This window comes from Halomonas campaniensis, assembly GCF_014193375.1.
Classification (GTDB): domain Bacteria; phylum Pseudomonadota; class Gammaproteobacteria; order Pseudomonadales; family Halomonadaceae; genus Halomonas; species Halomonas campaniensis.
In genome coordinates, this window is sequence record NZ_JACHZF010000011.1 from 21333 (window position 1) to 46654 (window position 25322).

Annotated in this window: 23 protein-coding genes; 5 read left to right on the plus strand and 18 right to left on the minus strand. The window is 67.0% G+C overall.

The genetic code is table 11. From position 1 onward, the window contains the following. The 6 genes from BDK63_RS08850 to BDK63_RS08875 form a co-directional block, all read right to left on the minus strand. Window positions 1–678, minus strand: a complete 678-nt coding sequence (locus tag BDK63_RS08850; protein ID WP_183331020.1) for a DUF2848 domain-containing protein — start codon at window positions 676–678, stop codon at window positions 1–3. Window positions 679–777: 99 nt separating this feature from the next. Then, window positions 778–2061 (minus strand): TRAP transporter large permease, encoded by a 1284-nt coding sequence (locus BDK63_RS08855; RefSeq protein WP_183331022.1) that lies wholly within the window; start codon window positions 2059–2061, stop codon window positions 778–780. Next, window positions 2058–2654: a TRAP transporter small permease subunit gene (locus BDK63_RS08860; protein WP_183331024.1), complete on the minus strand. Its 597-nt coding sequence runs from the start codon at window positions 2652–2654 to the stop codon at window positions 2058–2060. Before BDK63_RS08860 ends, BDK63_RS08855 begins: the two co-directional genes overlap by 4 nt. Window positions 2655–2716: 62 nt before the next feature. Continuing rightward, the gene (locus BDK63_RS08865) at window positions 2717–3781 is read right to left on the minus strand and encodes a TRAP transporter substrate-binding protein (RefSeq protein WP_183331025.1); all 1065 of its coding nucleotides are present in this window, start codon (window positions 3779–3781) and stop codon (window positions 2717–2719) included. Between the two features lie 29 nt (window positions 3782–3810). Continuing rightward, window positions 3811–4614, minus strand: a complete 804-nt coding sequence (locus BDK63_RS08870) for a putative hydro-lyase (RefSeq protein ID WP_183331026.1) — start codon at window positions 4612–4614, stop codon at window positions 3811–3813. 94 nt (window positions 4615–4708) lie between these two features. Then, a complete protein-coding gene (locus tag BDK63_RS08875) occupies window positions 4709–5611 on the minus strand; it encodes a LysR family transcriptional regulator (RefSeq protein ID WP_183331027.1) in 903 nt (300 codons plus the stop codon). Window positions 5612–5881: 270 nt separating this feature from the next. Here BDK63_RS08875 and BDK63_RS08880 point away from each other — a divergent pair, with 270 nt between their 5' ends. The 3 genes from BDK63_RS08880 to BDK63_RS08890 are packed head-to-tail and all read left to right on the plus strand — an operon-like array spanning window position 5882 to window position 8820. After that, window positions 5882–6868, plus strand: coding sequence for a TRAP transporter substrate-binding protein (locus tag BDK63_RS08880; protein WP_183331218.1), 987 nt, complete (start codon window positions 5882–5884; stop codon window positions 6866–6868). A gap of 58 nt (window positions 6869–6926) precedes the next feature. After that, window positions 6927–7490 (plus strand): TRAP transporter small permease, encoded by a 564-nt coding sequence (locus BDK63_RS08885; protein WP_183331028.1) that lies wholly within the window; start codon window positions 6927–6929, stop codon window positions 7488–7490. 25 nt (window positions 7491–7515) lie between these two features. After that, complete coding sequence (locus BDK63_RS08890) at window positions 7516–8820, plus strand: TRAP transporter large permease subunit (protein ID WP_183331029.1); 1305 nt, start codon at window positions 7516–7518, stop codon at window positions 8818–8820. Here BDK63_RS08890 and BDK63_RS08895 read toward each other — a convergent pair. From BDK63_RS08895 to osmF, 8 genes are all read right to left on the minus strand, one after another. Continuing rightward, window positions 8817–10673: a protein kinase domain-containing protein gene (locus tag BDK63_RS08895; protein WP_183331030.1), complete on the minus strand. Its 1857-nt coding sequence runs from the start codon at window positions 10671–10673 to the stop codon at window positions 8817–8819. The genes BDK63_RS08890 and BDK63_RS08895 overlap by 4 nt on opposite strands. Window positions 10674–10677: 4 nt before the next feature. Next, window positions 10678–12306: a dihydrolipoyllysine-residue acetyltransferase gene (locus BDK63_RS08900; RefSeq protein ID WP_183331032.1), complete on the minus strand. Its 1629-nt coding sequence runs from the start codon at window positions 12304–12306 to the stop codon at window positions 10678–10680. A 49-nt stretch (window positions 12307–12355) separates the two neighbouring features. After that, window positions 12356–13333 carry an alpha-ketoacid dehydrogenase subunit beta gene (locus BDK63_RS08905; protein ID WP_183331034.1) on the minus strand — a complete coding sequence of 326 codons (978 nt, stop codon included), beginning with the start codon at window positions 13331–13333 and terminating at the stop codon, window positions 12356–12358. Window position 13334: 1 nt separating this feature from the next. After that, on the minus strand, window positions 13335–14549 hold the full coding sequence (locus BDK63_RS08910; protein WP_183331036.1) for a thiamine pyrophosphate-dependent dehydrogenase E1 component subunit alpha: 1215 nt from the start codon (window positions 14547–14549) through the stop codon (window positions 13335–13337). A 175-nt stretch (window positions 14550–14724) separates the two neighbouring features. Next, the gene (locus BDK63_RS08915) at window positions 14725–15489 is read right to left on the minus strand and encodes an ABC transporter permease (protein WP_183331038.1); all 765 of its coding nucleotides are present in this window, start codon (window positions 15487–15489) and stop codon (window positions 14725–14727) included. Continuing rightward, window positions 15482–16426 (minus strand): ABC transporter ATP-binding protein, encoded by a 945-nt coding sequence (locus tag BDK63_RS08920; protein WP_183331040.1) that lies wholly within the window; start codon window positions 16424–16426, stop codon window positions 15482–15484. Before BDK63_RS08920 ends, BDK63_RS08915 begins: the two co-directional genes overlap by 8 nt. Beyond that, complete coding sequence (locus BDK63_RS08925; protein WP_425485949.1) at window positions 16423–17613, minus strand: ABC transporter permease; 1191 nt, start codon at window positions 17611–17613, stop codon at window positions 16423–16425. Before BDK63_RS08925 ends, BDK63_RS08920 begins: the two co-directional genes overlap by 4 nt. Before the next feature lie 7 nt (window positions 17614–17620). Further along, window positions 17621–18532 (minus strand): glycine betaine ABC transporter substrate-binding protein OsmF, encoded by a 912-nt coding sequence (gene osmF / locus BDK63_RS08930; protein ID WP_183331042.1) that lies wholly within the window; start codon window positions 18530–18532, stop codon window positions 17621–17623. Window positions 18533–18630: 98 nt separating this feature from the next. Between osmF and BDK63_RS08935 the strand changes: the two genes are divergently transcribed. Continuing rightward, a complete protein-coding gene (locus tag BDK63_RS08935) occupies window positions 18631–19608 on the plus strand; it encodes a DUF1853 family protein (protein ID WP_183331044.1) in 978 nt (325 codons plus the stop codon). A gap of 106 nt (window positions 19609–19714) precedes the next feature. Here the strand turns inward: BDK63_RS08935 and BDK63_RS08940 are convergent, their stop codons facing one another. The 4 genes from BDK63_RS08940 to BDK63_RS08955 form a co-directional block, all read right to left on the minus strand. Beyond that, window positions 19715–20020: a helix-turn-helix domain-containing protein gene (locus BDK63_RS08940; protein ID WP_183331046.1), complete on the minus strand. Its 306-nt coding sequence runs from the start codon at window positions 20018–20020 to the stop codon at window positions 19715–19717. Further along, window positions 20017–21363 (minus strand): type II toxin-antitoxin system HipA family toxin, encoded by a 1347-nt coding sequence (locus BDK63_RS08945; protein ID WP_183331048.1) that lies wholly within the window; start codon window positions 21361–21363, stop codon window positions 20017–20019. The genes BDK63_RS08940 and BDK63_RS08945 overlap by 4 nt, the downstream gene beginning before the upstream one ends. A 199-nt stretch (window positions 21364–21562) precedes the next feature. Further along, window positions 21563–22984 (minus strand): cysteine--tRNA ligase, encoded by a 1422-nt coding sequence (gene cysS / locus BDK63_RS08950; RefSeq protein ID WP_183331223.1) that lies wholly within the window; start codon window positions 22982–22984, stop codon window positions 21563–21565. A gap of 14 nt (window positions 22985–22998) precedes the next feature. Continuing rightward, window positions 22999–24693 carry a glutamine--tRNA ligase/YqeY domain fusion protein gene (locus BDK63_RS08955; protein WP_183331050.1) on the minus strand — a complete coding sequence of 565 codons (1695 nt, stop codon included), beginning with the start codon at window positions 24691–24693 and terminating at the stop codon, window positions 22999–23001. Between the two features lie 130 nt (window positions 24694–24823). On the opposite strand from BDK63_RS08955, the gene BDK63_RS08960 reads away from it, so the two are divergent. Continuing rightward, a complete protein-coding gene (locus BDK63_RS08960; RefSeq protein WP_183331052.1) occupies window positions 24824–25321 on the plus strand; it encodes a peptidylprolyl isomerase in 498 nt (165 codons plus the stop codon). Window position 25322: the final 1 nt, after the last annotated feature.

Here is a 25322-nt window from a genome sequence, read left to right on the forward strand (position 1 = left end):
TCACGCCACCACCGGCAGCACGTCCACTCGATAGCGATGATCGAGCGCACGGTGACGCACCGGGTCCTCGAGCACCACGCGAAAGGCCTCGGCGGACCGCACACCGCCGATCACCGGCAGGGTGCCGCACAGCATGACCTGGCCGGGCGCCAGTCGCGTCTCCTCGAGCCCGAAGCGCTGCAGCAGTTCACCCGGGGGCAGCAGCCCGGTCACCCCCCCTTGCTGATAGAGCACCTCGTCCCCCTCGATGGTGGCCCAGGAGGCCATCGTCAGCTCATCCCAGTGGTCGATGACGTCCTCGAGCCGCCAGACCTGTCGACCCACCGGCTTGGCACAGACCTGCTTGGAGTGCGCCACCGACCAGGCCTCTGCCTCGCGATCGGTGTGGTCGGAGCCGATGCCTACCAGGGTCCCCGCCGGGGAGCCAATCAGGACGACCTCCACCTCCCCGCTGCTGGCCTTGCCCAGCACCTGGATGGTGTCGGCGGAGGTCAGCTGGTCGGCGGCGACGCGATAGAAGAGCGGCGTGGTCGAGGGCGGGGTGACGCCGATCGCCTTGAGCTCCTCGATATGCTCGTCGATCCCCGCCTGCTCGCGACCGGCCCAGCCGGCGATGATCAGTTCCTGCACCTCGACGTCCACGGCCTCGCCGCTGTCCACCAGTTCAAATGTCGTCATACGCGGGTTCCTGTCATTGAGTGTGACATGGTGATCCGGGGTGGCTCGGCGCGTCATGCCTCGCCGAGACACCCCCGGAATGGATGGATCGCGTTTCCCTCAGCCCAGCATGTTCGGCAGGAACATGGCCAGCGACGGGAAAAGGATCAACAGGATGGCCATGAGGAACATGAAGCCGACATAGGGCATGGCGCCCACCATCACATCATTGAACGAGCCCCCCTGGCGCACCCCCTGGACCACGTAGAGGTTGAGCCCGACCGGCGGTGTGATCAGCGCCATCTCGATGAGCAGGATCAGCAGGATGCCGAACCACACCGGGTCGAACCCCATGCCGATGACGATGGGCGCCACGATCGGAATCGTGATCACCATCAGCGACAGCGTCTCGATGAAGAACCCGAGCACGATGTAGAGCGCGATCACCAGCATCAGCGTGGCATAGGGCCCGAGGCCCGCGGCCTCCAGGAAGGCGGTCAGTTCACGGGTGACCCCGGTGGAGGCCAGCACGAAATTGAGAAAGTAGGAGGCGATGATGATCAGCATGATCATACCCGTGGTCCGCATGGTGCCGTCCAGTGCCTCGACGATGATGCGCAGCGAGAGCTTGCCCATGAACAGCGCGATGAGCAGCGCGCCGATCACCCCGAGCGAGGCCGCTTCGGTCGGGGTCGCCCACCCGGCGTAGATCGACCCGACCACGACGCCGAACAGGATCAGCACCGGCAGGAGATGCCGCAGGCCCGAAATGCGTTCCGACCAGGCATGGGAGCTGCTGGGCCCTCCGAGGCTCGGTCGCCACATGCAGAGCAGCGCGGTCCCGGCCATGAACAGCAGCGCCAGCAGGAGCCCTGGCACCAGGCCGGCGGCGAACAGCTTGGGGATCGACGTCTCGGTCAGGAAGCCGTAGACGATCAGGTTGATGGAGGGGGGAATCATGATGCCCAGGGTCCCGCCGGCGGCGATCGACCCGGTGAACAGCCTGGGGTCGTACTTCATCTCCTTGCCCTGGGGAAGCGCCACGGTACCGATGGTCGCCGCGGTCGCCACGCTGGACCCCGAGGTCGCCGAGAACAGCGTCGCCGTGCCGATGTTGGCATGCAGCAGGCCACCCGGCAGCCAGGAGAGCCAGCTTTCCAGGGCCCGATAGGTCCCCTTCGCGATCCCGGTACGCACCAGGATCTCGCCCAGCAGAATGAACAGCGGAATCGCGATCAGCAGGAAGCTGTCCGACGCCGACCAGATGACATCGCCCATGGCCCGGGACAGCGGGAAGGGAGAAAAGAACTCGTCGAGGAACAGGCCGAGCATGATCAGGGTGGCGGCCACCGGGATGCTCAACACCAGCAGGACAAGCAGGACCAGCAACGTTATCAGGATCATGAGGTCGCCTCGTGGTTTTCATCGCTGATCTGCTCGTCGAGTGTCGGGCTGCCGGCGAGCCGCTGTACGCCCTCGACATCGCCCGCCAGCAGCCCGAGCAGCACGCGAAGTGTCATCAGGCCGACGGCAAGGCTGAACCAGGCGAGTCCCATCACCCACAGGAACTGCGGGATCCACACCGGGGTCCCCAGCGGCGTGTTGGCGCGGGCACCCCCCATGAACGAATCCTTGGCGACCTCGAAGGCGGCCCCCACCACGAGCACGCAGAACAGCGCCATCGCCAACAGCGCCAGCAGGTCCAGGCCACCTCGAATGCGCATGGGAAAGTTGAGATACAGGGCATCGATGCGGATATGCGCCTTGCGCAGCAGGGTGTAGGCAAACGCCCAGCTGGTGCTGATCGCCATGACATAGCCGGTCAGCTCGGTGGCGTGGACGGCGGAGCGTCCCATCAGCTGGCGCGAGAACACCTCGGTGGTCACCAGCACCACCGTCATAAGGATCAGCACGCCGCCGGCTCGGGCCATCCATAGCGACCCCACCTGCACACCGTTCAGCACCCGGTCGAGAGCGGTATTTACCGTTTGCAACATGTGACTCTCCAGGGCGAGGCCGGGCTGCCGTGCAGCCCGGTCGCCAGGGGTTGGTCGGAGGCTTACTTGGCAGCGGTCAGCCCGGTGACACTACCGATGGTCTCGTTCCAGCGATCCACCCACTCCTGGTCCACACGATTCGCCCAGTTGGGCAGGATGGTCTCTTCCAGGTGGCGGCTCGCCTCCACGAAGTCCTGGTCGGTGGCCTCCACCAGCACCATGTCGCCGGGGTCACCGCGGGTGCACTCGCCTTCCCCCGTCAGGCAGGCAATCCCCTCACGGGTCTCCTCCACTGCGGACTCCCAGACCGGCTCCTCGTAGTTCTCCCGGATCTCGGCCATCAACCACTCCTGGGTCTCCGGCGAGAGCGAGGCCCACTTCTTGCCGTTCATGGCGGTCACCACATGATCCCAGCCGCCCACGGGGAGCGGATAGAGGTGGGTGGACACCTCGTACCAGCCGGAGCTGTAGCCGGACAGCGACCCGGTCACGGCGCAGTCGATGACGCCGCGCTGCAGGGCACCCGGCACCTCGCTGAAGTTGAGCGTGATGCCCTCGGCTCCCAGCGCCTCGAGGAACTCGGCGGTGGCACGCCCGCTCGCCCGGACCTTCTTGCCGGCCAGGTCGGAGAGCCCGTCGATCTCGGCATTGCAGAAGACCATCTGCGACGGATAGGGCACCACCGCCAGCAGCTGGGCATCCTGGTAGCGCTTGGCGAAGGCGTCGGCCAGTACCGGCCGGTAGGCGTCGGCCACCTTCCGCGCCGTCTCGACGTCCGGTGCGATCATCGGCATGTCCAGGCCTTCCAGTTCCGGTGCATCCTGGACGGCATAGTCGGCCACCGTGGAGGTGACCTCGATGACATCCCGTCCCATCAGGCGATACACCTCCCCGCCGCCGAGGCCCATCTGGTCGAAGGTCGTGACATCGGTCGAGATCCGGCCGCCGGAGGCCTCCGGCAGATGACGCTCCCAGAACGGCCGTTCGAAGTTCTGGTAGAGCGACAGGCTGCTCCAGCTGCCGACATAGGCAAAGCTGGTGTCATCGAGGTCCTGTGCCGGGACCTGGGACGCGCCGACCAGCATGCCGGCAGCGACCGAGGCGACGAGACGTTTTCTTGTAATCATCAGAAGTTCCTCTGTTTTTCCAGAAGGGGCTACAACAGGGCCACGCGGCTGTCGGGGATATCGGTGATCAGCATGTGGCCCGGACTGTGGGTGATGGCAAACGCTATGCCGGCGTCCATCAGGACCTGCTGCGGGGTCACGCCGCAGGCCCAGAACACCGGGAGTTCGTCATCGCCCATCGACACTGCATCACCGTAATCCGGCGAGTGGAGATCGGTGATGCCGATCAGGGCAGGATCGCCAAGGTGGACCGGGGCACCGTGGGTCTGGGGGAAACGGGTGGTGATCTGGATGGCGCGGATGGCATCGCTGGCCCGATAGGGGCGCATCGAGACGACCAGGTGGCCAGCGAAGCCACCGGCCGGCACCAGCGGCACGGAGGTCCGGTACATCGGCACGTTGCGCCCCTCATCGATATGGCGCACCGGCAGGCCGTCCTGGATCAGGGCATGCTCAAAGGTGAAGGAACAACCGAGCGCGAAGGTCACCAGGTCATCACGCCAGACGTCGGAGACATCATGGACCGTCTGGTCGAGCCGCCCGTCACGATAGAGGCAGTAGGCGGGCACATCCCGCGCGATATCGAGATCATCGGCCAGCGCGGCACAGCCTCGCTCGCCTGGCTCACTGACCGCCAGCAGCGGACAGGGCTTGGGGTTGGACTGGCAGAAACGCAGGAAGCCGTTGGCCTGGGCTTCGGGAAGGATCACCAGGTTGACCTGGACGAAGCCCTTGGCGAGACCCGCGGTGGGCCCGACCAGGGTGCCATCACGAGCGGCGAGGCGTACGGCTCTCGGGTCGTGATCGGCATGGGGGAAAGTGTTGTGGGACATTGTTCTGCCTCTCCATGCGACCCCTTCAAGGTAGGGCAGAACATCTGATTGCATCAAATCGATATTCAGGATCACCTTTGATCGAATAAGCTGATCAAACGATCCTTTCACTCTCCCGAGAGTCGTCACTCACCGTACTCAGCGACAGTTCCGCCACCGCGCGAAGCACCGTGGCCCCGGGTGCCGCACTGTAGGCCACGTTGAAGACCAGGTCGGGCAGCGAGGCCTCGACACGAAACTCGCGAAGGGCCCCGGACGCCAGCTCCCGGTGCAGGATCTCCCGAGGCAGTGCACTCACCCCGAGCCCATCGACGGTCATGCGAATGATGGTGGAAAGCGAGGAACTCGAATGAATCTGGGTGGGGTGATTCATGGGATTGATCAGCGAGCGGATATTGGCATAGGGCTCGCTGCGACGCGGATAGGTGATGATGGGGATTCTTGCCAGATCGGCAAGGCCGATGGGCTCCGCGGGTAGCTCGACGCCGGGGCTGGCGACCCAGACCAGGGGATAGCGGCAGAAGCGCCGATTGATGATGTCGGGCTGGCTGACCTCGCCGATCAGGAAGGCGATATCGATCTCTCGACTCACCAGCTTGTCGGCAAGGTTGAGAGAGATATCGACGTCGAGTTCCAGGTTGACCGCCGGATAGGCCTCGCTGATCTTCTCGATCAGCCGAGGGAGCCAGGTGTAGGCGATGGTCTCGGAGACTCCCAGCCGGATCGTGCCGTGGATGGCATCGGGGCTTGCCACCGTCTCCAGCAGTTCGGAGTGGAGCTGCAGGATCTTCTCCGCATAGACCAGCAGCTGTCGCCCCTTGGCGGTCAGGACCGCCTTGCGTCCGGTCCGATCGAACAGCTCGGTGCGCAGCTCATCCTCGAGACTGGAGATCCTCGCCGATACCGAGGGCTGTGAGGCATAGAGCCGCCGGGCAGCCGCCCGGAAGCTGCCCAGCCGGGCAATCCACACAAAGGTTTCCAGCGTCCTGATGTTCATGGGGCACCCGCAGTGACGACGAGGGGGCGGTCATTCCGAACGATAGTGTCCATCTTCGGTTCACCGCCCTTGATCATGGGATAAACCTATCACAGCTTCGCGGCCCGAAGTGTCCCGGCTGGCCCGGCAGAAGGCAGGGCCCATTTCACCTCCACGCCCGGGCTACCGTTTAGACATTGTCCAAACGCCTCGCCAACTGCGGGCAGCTGAGCTGCTAGGCTTCGGAGTGTCCTGCATGACTCAACGCGCATTCCACAGGAGGTCCTGATGATGACCCCACGCCCCTTCAAGCCGCTGCTGGTTACTCTCTCCTGCCTCGCCGTCTCCGGCACTGCCCTGGCGGCAGAATGGAACATGGCGACCCCCTACGGCGATGCCAGCTTCCACACCCAGAACGTCAAGCAGTTTGCCGAGGACGTGGCGGAGGCCACCGACGGCGCCCTGCGCATCAACGTGCACAGCGGGGGATCGCTGGTCGCCCACGGCGAGATCAAGCCTTCCGTCCGGCGCGGCACCATCGAGGCGGGCGAGGTCTTCCTGTCGATCCTCTCCAACGAGGACCCGATCTTCGAGATCGACACCCTGCCGGGGGTGGCGGGCAGCTACGAGGAGGCCATGGCCCTGTGGGAAGCCACACGCCCGATGATCACCGAGCTGTTCGCCGAGGAGGGACTGGTGCCGCTCTACGCCGTGGCGTGGCCCGCCCAGGGCATCTATACCCGCGATGCCCTTGAGGATCCCGAGCAGTTCGAGGGCCTGCGGGTGCGAGCGCCCAACATCAACACCCAGCGCTTCGTGCAGAACCTCGGCGGCAACCCCACCGAGACCGAGGAGTCAGACATCCCCACCGCCTTCAGCACCGGACGGGTGGATGCCATGATCACCTCCAGCGCCACCGGCAATGCCATGACCGCCTGGGACTACATCTCCCACTACACCGACGCCAACCTGTGGCTGCCCAAGAATATCGTCTTCATCAACAAGCGCGCCTTCGACCGGCTCGACGAGGCCACCCAGGAGGCCCTGCTGGAAGCGGCCGAGCGCGCCGAGACACGCGGCTGGCAGATGAGCCGCGACAACAACGAGACCAGCCTGCAGGCCCTGCAGGACAACGGAGTCACCGTCTCCACCCCCAACGACGAGGTCGCCGCCGCCCTGCAGGCCGCCGGTGACCAGCTGTTCGAGGACTGGCAGGCCCGTGCCAGCGAGCCGGCCCTGGAGCTCCTCGAGACCTACCGCGCCGGCCTCGAGGAGTGACCCACCGGCCGGCGCGGTGCCACGCCGCCGCGCCGGCCAGCCATCGGGAATCACCGCCATGACCTTCAAGTTTGCGCTGCTCTACCGCATGGGCGCCTGGGGAGCGGCGACCTGCATGGTCACGATCTGCGCCCTGGTGGCGCTGCAGGTGACCTTCCGGGTCGTCGATGCCCTGCTGCATCTGGTCGGCATGCCACGCCTCGGCCTGAGTATCACCGGCGTGTCGGAGATCGCCGCCTACCTGCTGGTCGGTGCCACCTTCCTGGGGCTTGCCTACACCTTCGTGCACCATGCCCACATCCGCGTCACCCTGCTGATCTCGCGGCTGCCCTCCCGGATCCGGGTCTGGTTCGAGGTAGCCTGCCTGATCGTGGCACTCGCCCTGAGCCTGCTGCTGGGACATGGGCTCATCGAGCTTGCCCGCGAGAGCCTGCAGTTCCGGGACGTCTCCTCCGGGTTTCTGTCGATCCCGCTATGGATTCCACAGACCGTGCTGGCAACCGGCGTGGGGCTGCTCTGCCTGGCGCTGGCCGAGGCCCTGGTGATGACGCTGCGCATCGCGGCCAGGGAGCCCGAGCGCTACCGCGAACTCACCGACGGCGACGACAGCGACCTGCCATGACACCTGCCCAACGGGAGACATCACCGTGCTGATCCTCAGCCTGGCCAGCATCCTCACCCTGGCGATCCTGCTCGGCAGCGGCGTCTGGATCGCCTTCGCCCTGATCGGGACCGCCTGGGTCGCCCTGGCGGTCTTCAGCACCTTATCGCCCGGCCCCATCCTCGCCTCGGACTTCTGGGGCGCGAGCTATGGCTGGGACCTGACCGCGCTGCCGATGTTCATCTGGATGGGCGAGATCCTGTTCCGCTCGGGGCTGGCCGACAACATGTTCCGCGGCCTGTCCCCCTGGCTGAACCGCCTGCCGGGACGCCTGCTGCACACCAACATCATCGGCAGCGGCATGTTCGCCGCGGTCTGCGGCTCGTCGGCGGCGACCTGTGCGACGGTCGGCAAGATGACGCTGCCGGAGCTGGAGCGGCGAGGCTACGATCCGCAGATGGCCATCGGCACCCTGGCCAGCGCCTCCACCCTGGGCCTGCTGATTCCGCCCTCGATCGTCCTGATCGTCTACGGCGTGGTCACCGAGCAGTCGATCTCCCGCCTGTTCATGGCCGGCGTCGGGCCCGGGCTGCTGATCCTTTCGCTGTTCATGGTCTACCTGATCGCCTGGGCGCTCCTCAAGGGCAAGCGCAGCGGACTGACCGGCCAGGACGAGTCGTCGCTGCCGCTGGCGCAGAAGCTGCGCCAGACCTGGTCGCTGCTGCCCATCCTGGCGCTGATCGGCGGGATCATCTTCAGCATCTACGGCGGGCTGGCCTCGCCCACCGAGGCGGCCGCGGTGGGTGTCGTGCTGTCGATGCTGATTGCCCGCTTGAACGGGCACTTCGGCAAGGCCGTCTTCCAGGAATCGCTGTTCGCGGCCATCCGCACCGCCTGCATGATCGCCTTCATCATCGCCGGGGCGTCGTTCCTCACCTCGGCGATGGGGTTCACCCAGGTGCCCATGCAGCTCGCCCGGGCCATCGGCGAGATGGGCCTCTCGCCGACGATGCTGCTGGTGGCGCTGACCCTGCTGCTGCTGGTGATGGGCTGCTTCCTCGACGGGATCTCGTTGATCCTCCTGGTCACGGCCATCATCATGCCGGTGATCAGCGCCGCGGGATTCGACCTGATCTGGTTCGGGATCTATCTGGTGATCGTGGTGGAGATGTCACAGATTACCCCGCCGGTGGGCTTCAACCTGTTCGTGATCCAGGGCCTCACCGGCAAGGACATCCTGACCATCACCCGGGCCACCCTGCCCTTCTTCCTGCTGATGCTGGTGGCCATCGCCCTGATGCACCTCTTCCCGGAGATTGCGCTCTACCTGCCGCAGGCCATGAACCGCTAATCGGCCCGCCCCCTGGCACTCGCGTCCGCCACGGCAAGCGCCGCGCGCGGGTCCCGCGGATAGAAGCGCTCCGGCTGGCGCTCAACGTGGGGAAAGAAGCGGGTGTCCTTGTAGGGCATCTTCATGAACCCGGAGACCCCGAGCCCCTCGATCAGCCCGACCGCATCGAGGATATCCTCCAGCCGGCGTCGGAACTCCGCCTCCCGCGAGGGATCGAGCAGCCGATAGTAGGAGTGGATCTTGAGGTGCTCGGGCAGCGCCTCGAAGATGATCATGCCGGTATGGTGGATCTCGTTGAGCGCCTCCAGCGAGGTGATGATCGCCTCCGGCAGCACCAGGAACTCCTCCGGGTCGGGGCCATCCTCGAAGTAGCTGTGAAGGCGGCTGCGATCCTCCAGTTCCGGAACCGCACTGACCTCGTAGGCCAGGCGCATGCCCGGCTCGATCATGAACGGCTGCTCCTGGCTGTCACGCTCGAGATGCAGGGTGTCGCGGGCGTTGAACAGGCAGCTCTTGAAGATGCCCTGGCGGTAGATGGCCCGGGCCAGGTGCACCATGTTGTTGACCGCGGCAATGAAGGCCGGCCGCCGCTCGGCATCGTGCAGGTTCAGCGAGGTATCGATGTAGACCCCGTCGGCCTCCCAGCGCACCGCCAGGCCGCCCACCACCGGGTACCGGCCGAGGCGGCTGACCGAGGCCAGGAAGGCCTTCTCGGTCTCGCCCATACCCTGCATGAAGTTCTTGTAGTAGCGGTCGAGCTGCACGTCGTTGACGTCGTTGAGGGTCTCGGCGGCGCCCTCCTCGCGCAGGAAGGCCTTGCGGGAGCTGTAGACCACGGTATCGATCTCCCGCTCGGCCGGCCGCACCCACACCGGCACCAGCGCATGGGCCGGTGGCTCGGGCAGGTCGATCATCACCAGCCGGGCCAGCCGCGGCATCTCGCGGATGAAGTGGTCGCCGGCCTTCAGGCGCAGCCGCGGGTCAGGGTCCAGCATGCCGTCGAGCATGCGCGCGAACTCCACCGGCAGGCCCAGGGAGGTCGCGGGAATCGCCCGATGGCCGAAGCGGCAGGACTGCGCCGAGGCCAGCGCATAGAGGGTGCCGGCGGCACCCTGCTCGTCGAAGCGCGGCGAGGAGAGCGCGCCATTGAGCTGCTCCTCGCCGATGAAGTAGACATCGCCCAGGCGGGCGTTGGTCTGCTGCAGGTTGTCTGACATCAGCTCCATGACGTTGGCCGCCACGAACTGCTGGTTGGCATCGAGCTGGGCGAACACCGAGGAGCCCCAGTCGATCAGCGCGATGTTCTCGGTCTCTCCGTCGAAGACCAGGTTGGAGGGCTTGATGTCGCCGTGCACGATGGGCCGCCCCGCCGGGCCGGACTCCCGGCGCAGCGCGCGCAGGATGTCGGCCAGCTGGTCGGCGATGTGCATCACCAGGCGCGGTGACAGGCGACCCTCGCGCAGCGATACCTCCTCGAGGTTGAGCCCCGGGGCCCGCTGCATGACCAGGATCGACTGGTGGCGCACCCGCTGGTAGGCGATCAGCCTGGGCACCCGCGGATGATCGACCTGCTCCAGCATGAAGGCCTCCTCCTCGAGGCGGTCCTGGAGGTGCTGGGGCAGGTTGACCCGGGTGAACTTGAAGACGTACTGGTCACCCAGGGCGGTCAGTCCGGCGAACACGAAGCCGTAGGCGCCCTTGCCGATCAGCTCGATCTCCCGGTAGCCCAGCTGCTCCAGCTGGTCCTGGCACAGCGACACCCACGCCTTGAGCTTGCGGGCATCGTCGTGGCTGAGCAGATAGACCGACTGCTCCTCCGGAATGTAGAACTGCTGCAGGGGCGCCTGGGTCATGGTGTTACGCCAGATGGAGCAGCATGGTCTCCGGCGCCTCGAGGTAGCCCTTCCAGGCGTTGCAGAAGCGGGCAATGGTGCCGCCGTCGATGATCCGGTGGTCGCCGGCCCAGGTGACGGTCATGATCGCCCGCTTGACTACCCGGTCCTCGGCATCGAAGCGCGGCAGCCACTGGGTCTTGCCGATGGCCACGATCGCCACCTCCGGGGCATTGATGATCGGTGCGGCATAGGTACCGCCCATGGCACCGATGTTGGAGATGCTGATGGTGCCGCCCTTGAGGTCTTCCTGGCTCACCTTGCCGGCACGGGCGGCGTCGGTGAGTCGCTGGACCTCGGCCGCCACGCCGAGCAGGCTCAGCCGCTCCACGCCCTTGACGTTGGGCACGAGCAGCCCGGCACGACTATCCACCGCCATGCCCACGTTGACCGAGGCGAGGTAGTGGATCTCGCTGGCCTCGTCGTTGAGCCGCGCGTTGAGGATCGGCGCCTCGCGCACCGCCAGCGCCATGGCCTTCATGAAGAAGGGCATCAGGGTAAGCCGGGTCTCCTCGGCCGCCGCCAGCGGCTTCAGGCGCTCGCGCAGCGCCAGCAGCTCGGTGACGTCGATCTCCTCGCCATACTGGAAGTGCGGAATGGTGGTGGCCGACTCGACCATGCGCTTCGCCATGACCGCCCGCACGCCACGCAGCGGCTCCACGCGGACCTCCTGCTCGGCCGGCTGGGGCGCCGGCGTCGGCGACACGGTTTCGGTCGTCGCAGCCGACCGGGCCGTCTCACCCCCGTGCTCAAGGTGACGCAGCACGTCCTCCTTGAGCACCCGCCCCTGCCTGCCGGAGCCGGCCACCTCGTCCAGCGCCAGGCCGTGCTCGCGCAGCAGCCGGCGGACCGCCGGTGCCGCGGGAATGCGGCCGTAGGGGCCACGCCCCGGCTCCCCGCCATCACTGACGGGTTGCGGGGCCGTCGTGGGCGCCGCTCGCCGGGCCTCGGCGGGTGACGCACTGGCCTCCTGCCGCGGGCGAGGCGCCTCCTCGGCGGCCTCGGCCTCGCCTTCCGGTCGATAGGCATAGAGCGGCGCATGCACCCGGGCAATCTCGCCCTGGGCCACGTGCAGCCGGCTCACCACCCCGGCCTCGGGGGCGGTGATCTCGACCAGTGCCTTGTCGGTCATGACATCGACCACCGGCTGGTCCTCCTCGATCACCTCGCCCTCGGCCACGCGCCACTCCACCACCTCGCACTCGACGATACCCTCGCCGATATCCGGGAGAATGAAGTCCTTGTCCGGCCTGCCCTCGGCGGCGCCTCCGCCGGTGGGCCTGGCGGACGGCTCGGGCGGCGCCGACGGTTGCGCCGAGGATGCGGGCGGCTCGGCTGCCGGGCTCGCGGTCTCCTCCCCCTCGGCCTCGTAGGCAAACAGCGGGGCATGCACCTTGGCGATCTCGCCCTTCTCCACGTAGAGCCGGGTCACCCGGCCCGCCTCGGGCGCGGTGATCTCGACCAGCGCCTTGTCGGTCATCACCTCGACCACCGGCTGGTCCTCCTCGATCACGTCGCCCTCGGCCACGCGCCACTCCACCACCTCGCACTCCACGATACCTTCACCGATATCGGGCAGCATGAAATCGCTCATCTTGCTTACTCCTGTCTGTCCTGGCTCGCTTCCGACGCGCTGTCTGGCATCAGAAGGCCACGCTGGCCTTGATCGCTTCGAAGATCTTGAGGTGGTCCGGCAGGTACTCCTTCTCCAGCGTCAGCGGGAAAGGCGTATCCAGGCCGGTCACCCGAGCGATGGGCGATTCCAGGTAGAGGAAGCAGCGTTCCTGGATGGTGGCGGCAATCTCGCCGGCGAAGCCGCCGGTCAGCGGCGCCTCGTGGGTGATCACCAGGCGGCCGGTCTTGAGCACCGATTCGGCCACGGTGTCCTCGTCCCAGGGCAGGATCGAGCGCAGGTCGACCACCTCGCAGGAGATGCCCTCCTTCTCGGCCAGCTCCACGGCCCGCTCGATCACCTCCATCTGCGCGCCCCAGCCGAGCACGGTGATATCGGTCCCCTCGCGGATCACCTCCGCCTCGCCGATGGGCAGCTGGTAGTCCTCCTCGGGCACCTCCCCGGTAGAGGCACGGTAAAGGCGCTTGGGCTCGAAGAACAGCACCGGGTCGGGGTCGCGGATCGCCGAGAGCAGCAGGCCCTTGGCCTGGTAGGGGTTACGCGGCACCACGATCTTGAGGCCCGGGGTATGCGCGAAGTAGGCCTCCGGCGACTGGGAGTGGTAAAGCCCGCCGGCAATCCCGCCGCCATAGGGGGCCCGGATGGTCAGGCCGCCGACGTTGAACAGGTCGCCGGAGCGGAAACGGAACTTGGCCGTCTCGTTGACGATCTGGTCGAAGGCCGGAAAGATATAGTCGGCGAACTGGATCTCCGCCACCGGCACCGACCCCTGGGCTGCCAGGCCGTTGGCGAAGCCGATGATGCCCTGCTCGACCAGCGGCGTGTTGAAGCAGCGCGCCCTGCCGTACTTCTCCTGCAGGTGGCTGGTGGCCCGGAAGACGCCACCGAAGACACCCACGTCCTCCCCGAAGCAGAGCACCTTGTCGTCCTCCGCCATGGCGATGTCCAGGGCGTTGTTGATCGCCTGCAGCATATTCATGGTCGGCATGTCAGGCCCCTCCCTCGTTGGCGGCATCGTCCTGAGCGCTCACGTCCGGGTCCAGCGAACGCGCCCCCTTCGGATAGGCATCCGGGTGCTTGCGGATATGGGTCTTCAGCCGGTCCAGCTGACGCTGCAGGGCCGGGGTCACATCGGCATAGACATCCGTCACCAGGCTGTCGAGCGGGGGTGGGGGCCGCTTCTCGGCACGCTTCATGGTCTCGAGCACCTCGCGGCGCAACGACTCCTGTAGCGATTTCTCCTCGTCGTCGTTCCACCAGCCCTGCGCCACCAGCCAGTGCTGCATGCGCAGGATGGGGTCCTTCTCGCGCCAGGCCTCCTCCTCCTTCTTCGAGCGATAGCCGGAGGGGTCGTCAGAGGAGGAGTGGGCGGCGAGGCGATAGGTCATCGCCTCGATCAGCACCGGCTGGTTCTGCTCCACGGCGATCCGGCGCGCCTCGCGGGTGGCCGACAGCACCGCCAGGATGTCGTTGCCATCCACCCGGATCACGTGCATCCGGTAGCCGAAGGCCCGCGGCGCCACCCCGTCGGCGGCAAACTGCTCGATGGAGGGGGTGGAGATCGCATAGCCGTTGTTGCGGCAGAAGAAGATCACCGGCACCTCGTGCACCGCCGCCATGTTGAGCGCGGCGTGGAAGTCGCCCTCGGAGGCGGCGCCCTCGCCGAAGAAACACAGGGTGCAGTGGCCGTCACCGGCCATCTTCTGGCCGTAGGCGTAGCCGGCCGCCTGGGGAATCTGGGTGGCCAGCGGGGAGGAGATGGTCATGTAGTGGAGCTTGCGCGACCCGTAGTGGATCGGCATCTGCCGCCCCTTGCCATAGTCGAGCTCGTTGCCGAACAGCTGGTTCATGAACTCGTCGTAGCTGAACCCGCGGTAGACCAGCGCGCCCTGCTCGCGGTACTGGGACATGATCATGTCGGCATCGTCGAGCGCGGCCGCCGCCCCGATCACCGCGGCCTCTTCCCCCGTACACTGCATGTAGAAGGAGAGCCGGCCTTGCCGCTGGGCGGCCATCATCCGCTCGTCGAGCACCCGGGTGGCGATCATCGTGCGGTAGATCTTCAGCGCCTGATCGCGCTCGAGCGTCGGCGCCTCGGCCCCCTCGAAGAGGGTGCCGTCCTGACGAAGCAGGCGGAAGGTAGGTATCGAGAACTCGTCGCCGGCCAGGAAGTCCGGCGCATGGATATCTTGTGTCGTTGTCATCTCAGGATCCTCTACCCCTTTTGAGGGCAGTGTTGTCGCTTGTATCGCCCTTTGCCAGAAGGATTGCCCCTGGCGGGTCAACGCAACCCAAGGTGACGTTAACGTAAAATGCAGCCAGGCGCACCCACCTTGCTACCAAGGCAGCAGATGGCAGTGAATCTTGCTGCAGAAAGCGTCAACGGCCGTGACGGCCGAGCAGCCGCTGGCAGCGCTCGAAGGCGCTGTCGACGGTGAGCGCCAGCAGGCCGATCAGCGCGGCGCCCTGGAGGACATAGGCGGTATTGCCGTTGACGATCCCCGAGATGATCGGCGCGCCGAGGTTGCTGGCCCCCACCGTGGCCCCCAGGGCGGCGGTGGCGATGTTGATCGTCACCGAGGTGCGGATCCCCGCCAGGATCACTGGCGCCGCCAGGGGGAGCTCGACCTGCAGCAGTTGCGGGACGCCGCCCATGCCCATGCCGCGCGCCGCCTCCAGCACCGACGGGTCGATGCCCTGCAGGCCGGCCAGGGTGTTGCGGACGATGGGCAGCAGGCCATAGAGCAGCAGTGCCACGATGATCGGCCAGGTGCCGAACCCCAGCACCGGCACCGCCAGCGCCAGCACGGCCACCGGCGGGAAGGTCTGCCCCATGGAAGCGGCCTGGGCCAACAGCGGCAGGAAGTCGCGACCCGCCGGCCGGGTGACCAGCACCGCGGCCCCCACGCCAATGACCACCGCCAGCAGCGCGGCCACGCCCACCACCAGCAGGTGACGCCCCAGCAGGGTCAGGAACTCGGCATGGGGGTAGATCACCTGGCGGCTGCCCGGCTCGACCGCCCGGAACAGCGGTTCCAGTGCCGCCATGCCGAAGGCCAGCGCCAGCAGCAGGCCACACCAGATAAGCGGTGCTCGCCACAGGGTCCATGCCGCGGGGCAGCGGGCAAACGTCGACTCACTCATCGCGGCGGGCTCCCACCAGGCGGCGCAGCGAGAGCTCGCCCACCGGCATGTCGTCCTCATCCACCACCGTCAGGCGATCGGCATGCTCGCGGAACATCACCGCCAGCGCCTGGTGCAGGGTCGCGTCCCGAGGCACCCGAGCACGGGCGATCAGCCGGGGAGACAGCGGCAGCATGCGCTCGCTGACGCGGGTCAGGGCGGCCTCCTTGAGGCCGCGATCGTCCCCGCCCAGCATCGACGCCACGAAGTCGTCGGCCGGGTCGCGCAGGAGCTCCAGGGGCGAGCCCTGCTGGACGATGCGCCCGGCCTTCATCACCACCAGCCGGTCGGCCAGGCCGAGGGCCTCATCCATATCGTGGGTGACGAACACGATGGTCTTGTGCAGCCGTGACTGCAGGTCACGCAGCTCGGCCTGGAGCGACTCGCGGGTGATCGGGTCCAGCGCGCCGAACGGCTCGTCCATCAGCAGGATGTCCGGGTCGGCGGCCAGCGCCCGGGCGACCCCGACCCGCTGGGCCTGGCCGCCGGAGAGCTGGTGCGGGTACTTGTCGGCGAAGCTATCCACCGGCAGGCCCAGCAGTGCCATGAGCTCCTCGACCCGCTCCCGGATGCGGGGCGCCGGCCACCTGAGCAGCCGCGGCACCAGGCCGATGTTGCGCGCCACCGTCCAGTGGGGAAACAGTCCGGTGCTCTGGATCACGTAGCCGATGCGGCGCCGCAGCGTCTGTTCGTCGAATTCCCGGACCTGGCGCCCCTCCAGGTGGATCTCGCCCTCGCTGTGCTCGATCAAGCGGTTGATCATGCGCAGGGTGGTGGACTTGCCGCAGCCGGAGGTCCCCACCAGGGCGCAGAGCTCGCCTTTCTCCACCCGCAGCGAGAGTCGATCCACGGCGGTCTCGCTGCCGAACCGCTTGGTGACCTCGATGAGTTCGATCATGACGTGGCCTCCTGACCCGCTGATGGCAACTGCCGGGGGTCCAGCCGCCGGGCCAGGGCGCCAAGCAGGCCATCGGCGACCAGCGCCATGGCCAGGATCGGCAAGGCCCCCAGCAGCACCAGGTCCATGGCGGCCTGGCCGAGCCCCTGGAAGATGAAGGTGCCGAGCCCCCCGGCACCGATCAGTGCCGCCACCGCGGTCAGGCCGATCGCCTGGACCGTGGTGATGCGCACGCCCTCGATCATTACCGGCAGCGCCAGCGGCAGGCGCACCTGCAGGAACACCTGGGTGCGGCTCATGCCCATGCCCCGCGCCGACTCCAGCACCTGCGGCGACACCCCCTCCAGCGCCACGAAGGTGTTGCGGACCATGGGCAGCAGGCTGTAGCCGAGCAGGGCCAGGAAAGCCGGTGCCCAGCCGATCCCCCTCACCCCCATGGCATTCAGCCAGGCCACGTTGGCGGCGAGCCAGGCGAGCGGGGCCAGCAGCAGGCCGAACAGCGCCAGGCTGGGAATGGTCTGGAGGAAGTTGAGCACTCCGAAACCGACCCGTTCGAGGCCGGCATGGCGGCGCATGGCCAGGGCCAGGCCCGCGCCCAGCACCAGGCTGGCGCCGACGGCGCCGGCCACCAGCCGCAGGTGCTGGATCACCGCCGCGGTGAACTGGTCACTGCGCCCCCGGTACTCCTGTACCAGCGCCAGCGACTCGAGACCGTGGGACGAGGCCAGCCACCAGACCAGCGCCACCGGCGCCAGCAGCAGCCAGACGGCAAGCCGCGGCAAGGCCAGGCGCCCGCGCAGCTCGATCAGCACCAGGCCGAGCAGGAACAGCAGCAGCCACACCGCGGCACCGACCCCCAGACGCGCCTGCGGCGTGGTCGGGTCGATCATCAGGGCGGCCGCCCCCGCCAGCCAGGCCGGCAGGGCCGCCAGCAGCAGCACGGCGAGCCCCAGCGCGACGCGGTACCGGGTGGGCGTGGGTCGCCAGGCCAGGGCCACCATGGCTAGCCACGGCAGGCAGCCCGCCAGGGCGCCGGCCCAGCCGACGATCTCGTAGGCATGGAACGGGGTACCGGGGACGATGCGGTTGGGGGCGACGCTCACCGACGGCAGCGCCAGCCAGGCCACGGCGGCGGCCAGCATCAGCGCGGTCAGCACGCGGTTGGGGAGTGGCGCTTCCCTGCGCACGGCGGGCTCAGTCGTCCAGGCCGTCGAGGAAGTCCGCCGCGACCTGGCGAGGGTCAAGCCCGTTGACGGCCACGTCGCCATTGAGACGCTGCAGGGTCTCCAGATCCAGGGCCTGGAACAGCGGCGTCAGCAGCGACTCGATCTCGGGATAGGCCTCGAGCACCTCGGCGCGCACCACCGGCGCCGGCTGGTAGACCGGCTGCACCCCCAGGGTGTCCTCCAGGACGACCAGGTCCAGCGCATTGAGGCCGCCGTCGGTACCGTAGGTCATGGCGGCGTTGACGCCGCTGGTCTGCTGGGCCGCGGCGCGCATCGTGGAGGCGGTGTTGCCGCCGGAGAGCACCAGCAGCTGGTCATCGCCGAGCGTGAAGCCGTAGGCCTCCTGGAACGCCGGCAGCGCCTGCTCGGACTCCACGAACTCGGCGCTGGCCGCGAATTTGAACTCGCCGCCTGCCTCCAGGTAGCTCGCCAGGTCCTCGAGGCTCGCCAGGCCGTGCTCGCGGGCCAGGTCACCGCGCACGCTCATCGCCCAGGTATTGTTGGCCGAGGCCGGCGTCAGCCATGCCAGGTCGTTCTCGGCGTCCCTCTCCCGAACCGTCTCGAAGGCCGCCTCGGCATCGTGCCAGACGTCGCTGTCGGTCATGTCGAAGAAGAAGGCGCCGTTGCCGGTGTACTCCGGATAGAGATCGATCTCGCCGGTCAGCAGGGCCTCGCGCACGATGCTGGTGCCGCCCAGCTGCAGCCGGTCCTGCACCTCGATGCCGCCGGCCTCGAGCCGCTGGAGGATCAGCTGGCCGAGCACCGAGCCCTCGGTGTCGATCTTCGAGGAGACCACCACCGGGTCATCGGCCTGGACGGAGGAGAGGCCCAGCACGGAGACGGCAGCGACCAGGGTCAGGCGAGCAAAGGGGATACGCATGGCGGAATACCACCCAGAGGGTCAGGAATGTACCCTGAGTATAAGGATTCGACGGTGTCGTTGCAGACCCCGCCGCCAACGCACAGGACGCCCGACCCATGCCTCACGCCCCGCCACCCCTGCTCGACCGCTGCCACCATCCGCTGGTCCGCGACCTGGCGTGGCTGCTGCTGGTGCCCGACCTGCTCACCATGCCCTGGCCGGGACGCCCCAGCCGCGAGGCGCTGGGGCTTGACGACGACGCCCGCCTGGCCGCCTGGCTGGATGACCTGGAAGCCACCCCCGAGGCGCTGGAGGCGTGCGTGGGCGACACCCTGACGGGCCGCATGGGGCTCTACCACGAGCGGCTCTGGCAGTTCCTGCTGGCGGCCGCCCCCGGCACCGAGCTGCTGGCCCACAACCTGCGCATCCTCCGCGGCAAGCAGACCCTCGGCGAGCTCGACCTGCTCTACCGGCGGGTCGGCGCGCCCGAGCCCATCCACCTGGAGGTGGCAATCAAGTTCTACCTCGGCCTGACCGAAGGGCCCGGCGACGATACCTCCCAGGCGCGCTGGATCGGCCCCGGCGGGGCGGACAGCCTGGCCGGCAAGCGCGAGCACCTCCACCAGCGCCAGCTGCGCCTGACCGAGACCCCCGAGGCCCGCGAGGTCATCCAGGTGCTGCTGGCCCCGCAGGCCATGGGGATTGATCGTCCCCTGGCGATCCGGCGGCAGCTGGCCATGCCGGGAGTGCTCTTCACGCCCTGGCACCGGCCGCTGCCCCCGCCCCGGGAAGCGAACCCGGCACACCTGCGAGGCACCTGGCTGTTCTGGGGGGCATGGCGGGACTACCGCGACGGCCTGCCGCCAGGCACCCGGGGGGCCTGGCTGCACAAGCCCCACTGGCTCGCCCTGCCTCGCCGGGAGCACCTGCTGCCACTGGGCGAGCTCGAGTCCCAGCTGGCCCAGCACTTCCAGGCCACCGCGTCTCCCATCCAGCTGGCAGTGTGGCAGGAGGCGATGGGCTGGCAGCGGCTGTTCCTGGTCGCCGACGACTGGCCGCGGCAGATCCCGCTGCCGCCCGTTCCGAATCAATGATGCTCGACGGACAGCGCCGGCGGCCTCGGCCAGCACCGCCGAGTCATCGCGGAAGAAGGCGATGCGGCCATCGAGAAAGGAGGGATGAGTCCAATCCAGCTTTCGTTTACTCAGTGGAGTCCAGGGCCTGCGCCAGCAGGGAACGCTTGCGCGGCAGCAGACTCACCTCCAGCCCCAGGGGCCGGAAGACGCGGTTCTTCATCTCCAGGGTGACATTGCCCTTGTCACCCTCCAGATCCGACAGGGTACGCCGGCTGATGCCGACCAGCGCCGCGTAGCGGGTCTGGGAGAGCCCCAGCACATCACGACGCAGGGCCCTCAGGAGCTGGCCATCGGTAAGCTCACCCGCATAGAAACGCCTCAGCAGCGTCACCAGCGCCCCTTCTCGGTCATCGACATTGCGAGGTTTCATAGCAGCCCCCAGCGCTTGAGTCGGGTGCCAAGCGTGCGCAAGCCTACGGACGGCATATCCAGAATGCGAGTGGGAACGCCTCGCCCGGCCAGGCGTTCATCCAGCCCATTGAGGTCGACGGCCAGCCGCCGCAGCGCCTCCATCAACTGATCGGGGTCCACGAGGTCCGACAGGGATTCCGCAATGGCGTACCAGTCGTATTCGCCCCCAGCCTCGAGCGGCGGGCCCCACTGGGTGGTTCGTGTCACTCCCTCGGGATCGGCTCGCATCGGGGCGAAATCGTAGACCGGTGAGAGCCAGATTCCCTCGGGGCGCTTCAGCAGCGCCGTATTGCGACCGTGGTTGTCGGAGTTGCCAAACGCGATGTTGAGCAGATCGCGCCGCACCCATTCGATGACGAAAGCCGACGCTTCAAAGGGTTCGCCGAGCTCACGGACACGATACTGCGCCTGCAGCAGGCCCACTAACCGGCGAAGCGTCTCACCGTGGCGAAGGAAGGTGCCGGGCGCCGCCCCCATCAGTGAATAGACGGACTCCAGGCCGTAGCGAATCCAGACGCCGTCGTGATGGTGCATATCGAAGCGAGGCAGCCAAAGCGAGGGATAGCGCTCTCCCTCCATCAGTCTCATGGCCCCTGTCTCGATGGTATCGATTCCCAGAAACGCCAGTTCCTGGTAGTAGTGATATTCGGCACGAAGAATATCGCAGTCATCGTCGGTACGCCGGCCGCGGGGAAACTTGACCAGCATCGGCAGATCCGGGCGGTGAACCTCTTCCTGCCAGGTATCGATCCAGACCTGCTCATCTTCGGCGAGCCTGAGCAGCAACTTGGGGGCCTCGCCACCGGCCCCGGTCGCCCCCCCGCTGGCTGCTCCCATCTGCTGGGCATACTCCAGAAAGTCGACATCTCGCTCCACCACGTTTCTTACTGGAAAGCGTCGCTCTCCAAGGCTATCCCTGAGGCTGTTGTCGGGCACCGCCTCCTTGATGCGCAGGTTACCGACCGGCGCGATAGTCCCGCGGGCCAGAAGCTCCGCGTCCTGGCGCCCGGTCGAAAGGTGATGGATACCGAGAAAGTCCACCCAGAAGCGGCGGCTGGCTCCCGCCGGCATGATGTCCTCCAGAAAACCGAACCAGCGCGGGGACTCGTGTGTCAGCATCAGCTCCACAGGCAGCACCAGGCTGGCTGCATGCCGGTCGTCGTGGAACATCCACTCGACGGCATAGTCGGTTGCATAACGCAGGCGAGACGGGCCATGCACGCCTCGCTCCGGGTCTGGCAAGGAGATCTCGGCGGCATCTTGCCAGACCCGGCCGAAGTGGATTTGTAGCGTCAGCCTCATGGCTCCACCTGTGAACGATACTGCTCAATAATGGCCATTCAACACATTATTTGCGCAGTATAGCGCACAGATTGGCAAGGACACGGAAATTATTGAGCAGCATGGCACACAACCAAGAAGGACCGAAGCGCAGGACGCCCTGCTCCCTCGCAGGGCAGAGCATCCAACTTCTCTGAGCGCCACGCTTCTCGCTTGCCGCTCAGCCTTCGGGCCTCTCGAAGACCCAGGTGGTGCCTTCCCGGGAGTCCTTGAGGATGATCCCCAGGGCGGCGAGCTCATCGCGGATGGCGTCGGCGGCGGCGAAGTCCTTCGCCTTCTTGGCCGCGGCGCGCGCGTCGATCCTTTCCTGGATCTCCTCCTCGGAGAGCGGCAGCTCAGAGGCACCCGCCTTGAGGAAGGTCGCCGGATCCTGCTGCAGCAGCCCCAGGACGGCCCCCAGGCGCCTGAGCTCCGCCGCCAGGGTCGGCGCCTGCTCCGGGGACTCCTTCTTGGCCCGATTGAGTTCGCGGGCCAGGTCGAAGAGTACCGAGAGCGCCTCGGGGGTGTTGAAGTCGTCGTCCATGGCGGCGACAAAGCGCGCCTCGAAACGGCCATCTACCTCGTCGGCCTTCACCGCAACGTCCTTCAGGACCGGCCCTTCGAGCGAAAGCCCTTCAAGAGAGTTGTAGAAGCGCTCCAAGGACTTGCGGGCGTCGGCCAGGGACTCCGGCGCATAGTTGATCGCGCTGCGGTAGTGGCTGGCCACCAGCAGGTAGCGCACCACCTCCGGATCGTGGTGCTCGAGCACCTCGCGGATGGTGAAGAAGTTGCCCAGCGACTTGGACATCTTCTCGTGGTTCACCCGCACCGCCCCGGCGTGCATCCAGGTGTTGACGAAAGGCTTGCCGTTGGCCGCCTCGGACTGGGCGATCTCGTTCTCGTGATGGGGGAAGGTCAGGTCCGGCCCGCCACCGTGGATGTCGAAGGTGTCGCCCAGGCAGCACCTGGACATCGCCGAGCACTCGATATGCCAGCCGGGGCGCCCCTCGCCCCAGGGCGATGGCCAGCTCGCCTCACCGGGCTTGGCCGCCTTCCAGAGCACGAAGTCGAGCGGATCCTCCTTGTGCTCGTCCACCTCGACCCGCGCTCCCGAGCGCATCTCGTCGAGGTCGCGGTTGTTGAGCTTGCCGTAGCCCTCGAACTTGCGCACTCGGTAGTAGACGTCGCCGTTGTCCGCCGCGTAGGCGTAGCCCTTGGTGATCAGCGTCTCGATCATCGCGATGATGTCGTCGATATGGCGGGTCGCCCGCGGTTCCTGGTCCGGCGGCAGCACAGAGAGGCGCGCCTCGTCCTCGTGCATCGCCGCGATCATGCGCTCGGTCAGCGACGAGATGGTCTCGCCATTCTCGTCGGCGCGGCGCAGGATCTTGTCGTCGATGTCGGTGACGTTGCGCACATAGGTGACGTCATAGCCCCGGTAGCGCAGATAGCGGGTGATGACGTCGAAGGCCACCATCACCCGGGCGTGGCCCAGGTGGCAGTAGTCGTAGACCGTCATGCCGCACACGTACATGCGCACCCGGCCCGGCTCGATGGGCGTGAAGGCTTCCTTGCGGCGGGTCAGCGTGTTGTAGATCTGCAGCGCGTTGCTCACGGTCACCCCTTCTTCTGCGCGTCTTTTTTCAGGGCCTTGGCCCAGCTGTCCTTGAGGCCCACGGTGCGGTTGAACACCAGGTGCCCCTCGCGGCTGGCGTGACGGTCGGCGCAGAAGTACCCCACCCGCTCGAACTGGAAGCGGCTCTCCGGGGCGGCCTGGGCCAGGCTCGGCTCGCCGATCGCCTGGCAGACCACCAGCGACTCCGGATTCAGATGCTCCAGGAAGTCGGCGTCCTTGTCCCGGTCCGGCTGCTCCTCGAGGAAGAGGTTGTCATAGAGCCGCACCTCCATGGGCACGCCGTGGGCGGCGCTGACCCAGTGGATCACGCCCTTGACCTTGCGTCCCTCCGGGTTCCTGCCTAGGGTGTCGAAGTCCACCGAGCAGTGCAGTTCGGTGATCTCGCCGGCGTCGTCCTTGATCACCTCGTCGCAGCGGATCACGTAGCTGTTGCGCAGGCGCACCTCCTTGCCCGGCGCCAGACGGAAGAACTTCTTGGGCGGCTCCTCCATGAAGTCGTCGCGGTCGATGACGATCTCCCGGGAGAACGGCACCTGGCGCACGCCCAGGTCGTCCCGCGCCGGGTGGCCAGGCACTTCGTAGGTCTCCTCATGGCCTTCCGGCACGTTGGTCAGTACCACCTTGAGGGGCTTGAGCACGGCCATGGCCCGCGGTGCGTTGTCCTCGAGGTCCGCGCGGATGGCATGGTAGAGCATGGCGATGTCCACCAGGCCGCCGTCGGCACGGGTCACGCCGATCATCTCGCAGAACTTGCGGATCGACGCCGGGGTATAGCCGCGGCGGCGCATGCCGGAAATGGTCGGCAGGCGCGGGTCGTCCCAGCCATCGACGATGCCCTGGTCCACCAGCAGCTTGAGCTTGCGCTTGGAGGTCAGGGTGTAGTTCATGTTCAGCCGCGCGAACTCGATCTGGCGCGGCCTGGCCGGCACCGGCAGGTTGTCGAGGAACCACTCGTAGAGCGGCCGATGGTCCTCGAACTCCAGGGTACAGATGGAGTGGGTGATCCCCTCGATGGCATCGGACTGCCCGTGGGTGAAATCGTAGGAGGGGTAGATCTTCCACCTGTCGCCGGTCTGGTGATGGTGGGCGTGGCGGATCCGGTAGAGGATCGGGTCGCGCAGGTTGATGTTGGGCGAGGCCATGTCGATCTTGGCCCGCAGCACCTTCTCGCCCTCGGCGAACTCGCCGGTGCGCATGCGCTCCAGCAGGTCGAGGTTTTCCTCCACGCTGCGCTCGCGATAGGGGCTCGGACGGCCCGGCTCGGTCAGGGTGCCACGATATTCGCGGATCTCGTCGGGCGAGAGGTCATCCACGTAGGCCTTGTCCTCGCGGATCAGGTGCTGGGCCCAGGCGTAGAGCTGGTCGAAGTAGTCGGAGGCGAAGCGCACCGGACCGGCCCACTCGAACCCCAGCCAGCTGACGTCTTCCTTGATGGCGTCGATGTAGGCCTGCTCTTCCTTGGCCGGGTTGGTGTCGTCAAAGCGCAGGTGACAGTCGCCACCGAACTGCTCGGCCAGCCCGAAGTTCAGACAGATCGACTTGGCATGCCCGATGTGCAGGAAGCCGTTGGGCTCCGGCGGGAAGCGAGTCACGATCTTGCCGGTGCGACCGGCCTCGCGTTCGTCGCGAATCTGGTTGCGAATGAAATTCGGCGCGCTGGTGGTGTCGGTGGACATAGTGGAAGAATCGACCTCTGGGTGTAAGGTGCGGGCGCTCACTTCGCGCCTCGAGGCAAAACCGGTATTATAGCGCCACGTCCATGGGCAACGCCAAGGCAAGGCCCCTTTACCGCACAGGAACTTATCGATGATCGTTCTGCAGACCAACTTCGGTGACATCACCGTCGAGCTCGACCACGAGAAGGCCCCGAAGACCGCCGCCAACTTCGAGCAGTACGTGCGCGACGGCTTCTACGACAACACCCTCTTTCACCGCGTGATCGACGGCTTCATGGTGCAGGGCGGCGGCTTCGATCTGGAGTTCAACCAGAAGCCCACTGGCGACCCGATCGAGAACGAGGCCGATAACGGCCTGACCAACGCCACCGGCACCCTGGCCATGGCCCGCACCCAGGACCCGCACTCCGCCACGGCACAGTTCTTCATCAACGTGTCGGACAACGACTTCCTGAACCACAGTGGCAAGTCCATCCAGGGCTGGGGCTACTGCGTGTTCGGACGCGTGGCCGAGGGCATGGAGGTGGTCGAGAAGATCAAGGCCGTGGCCACCACCCGGCGCGGCATGCATGCCGACGTGCCGGCCGAGGACGTGGTGATCCAGAAGGCCTACGTCAAGGAGGCCTGAG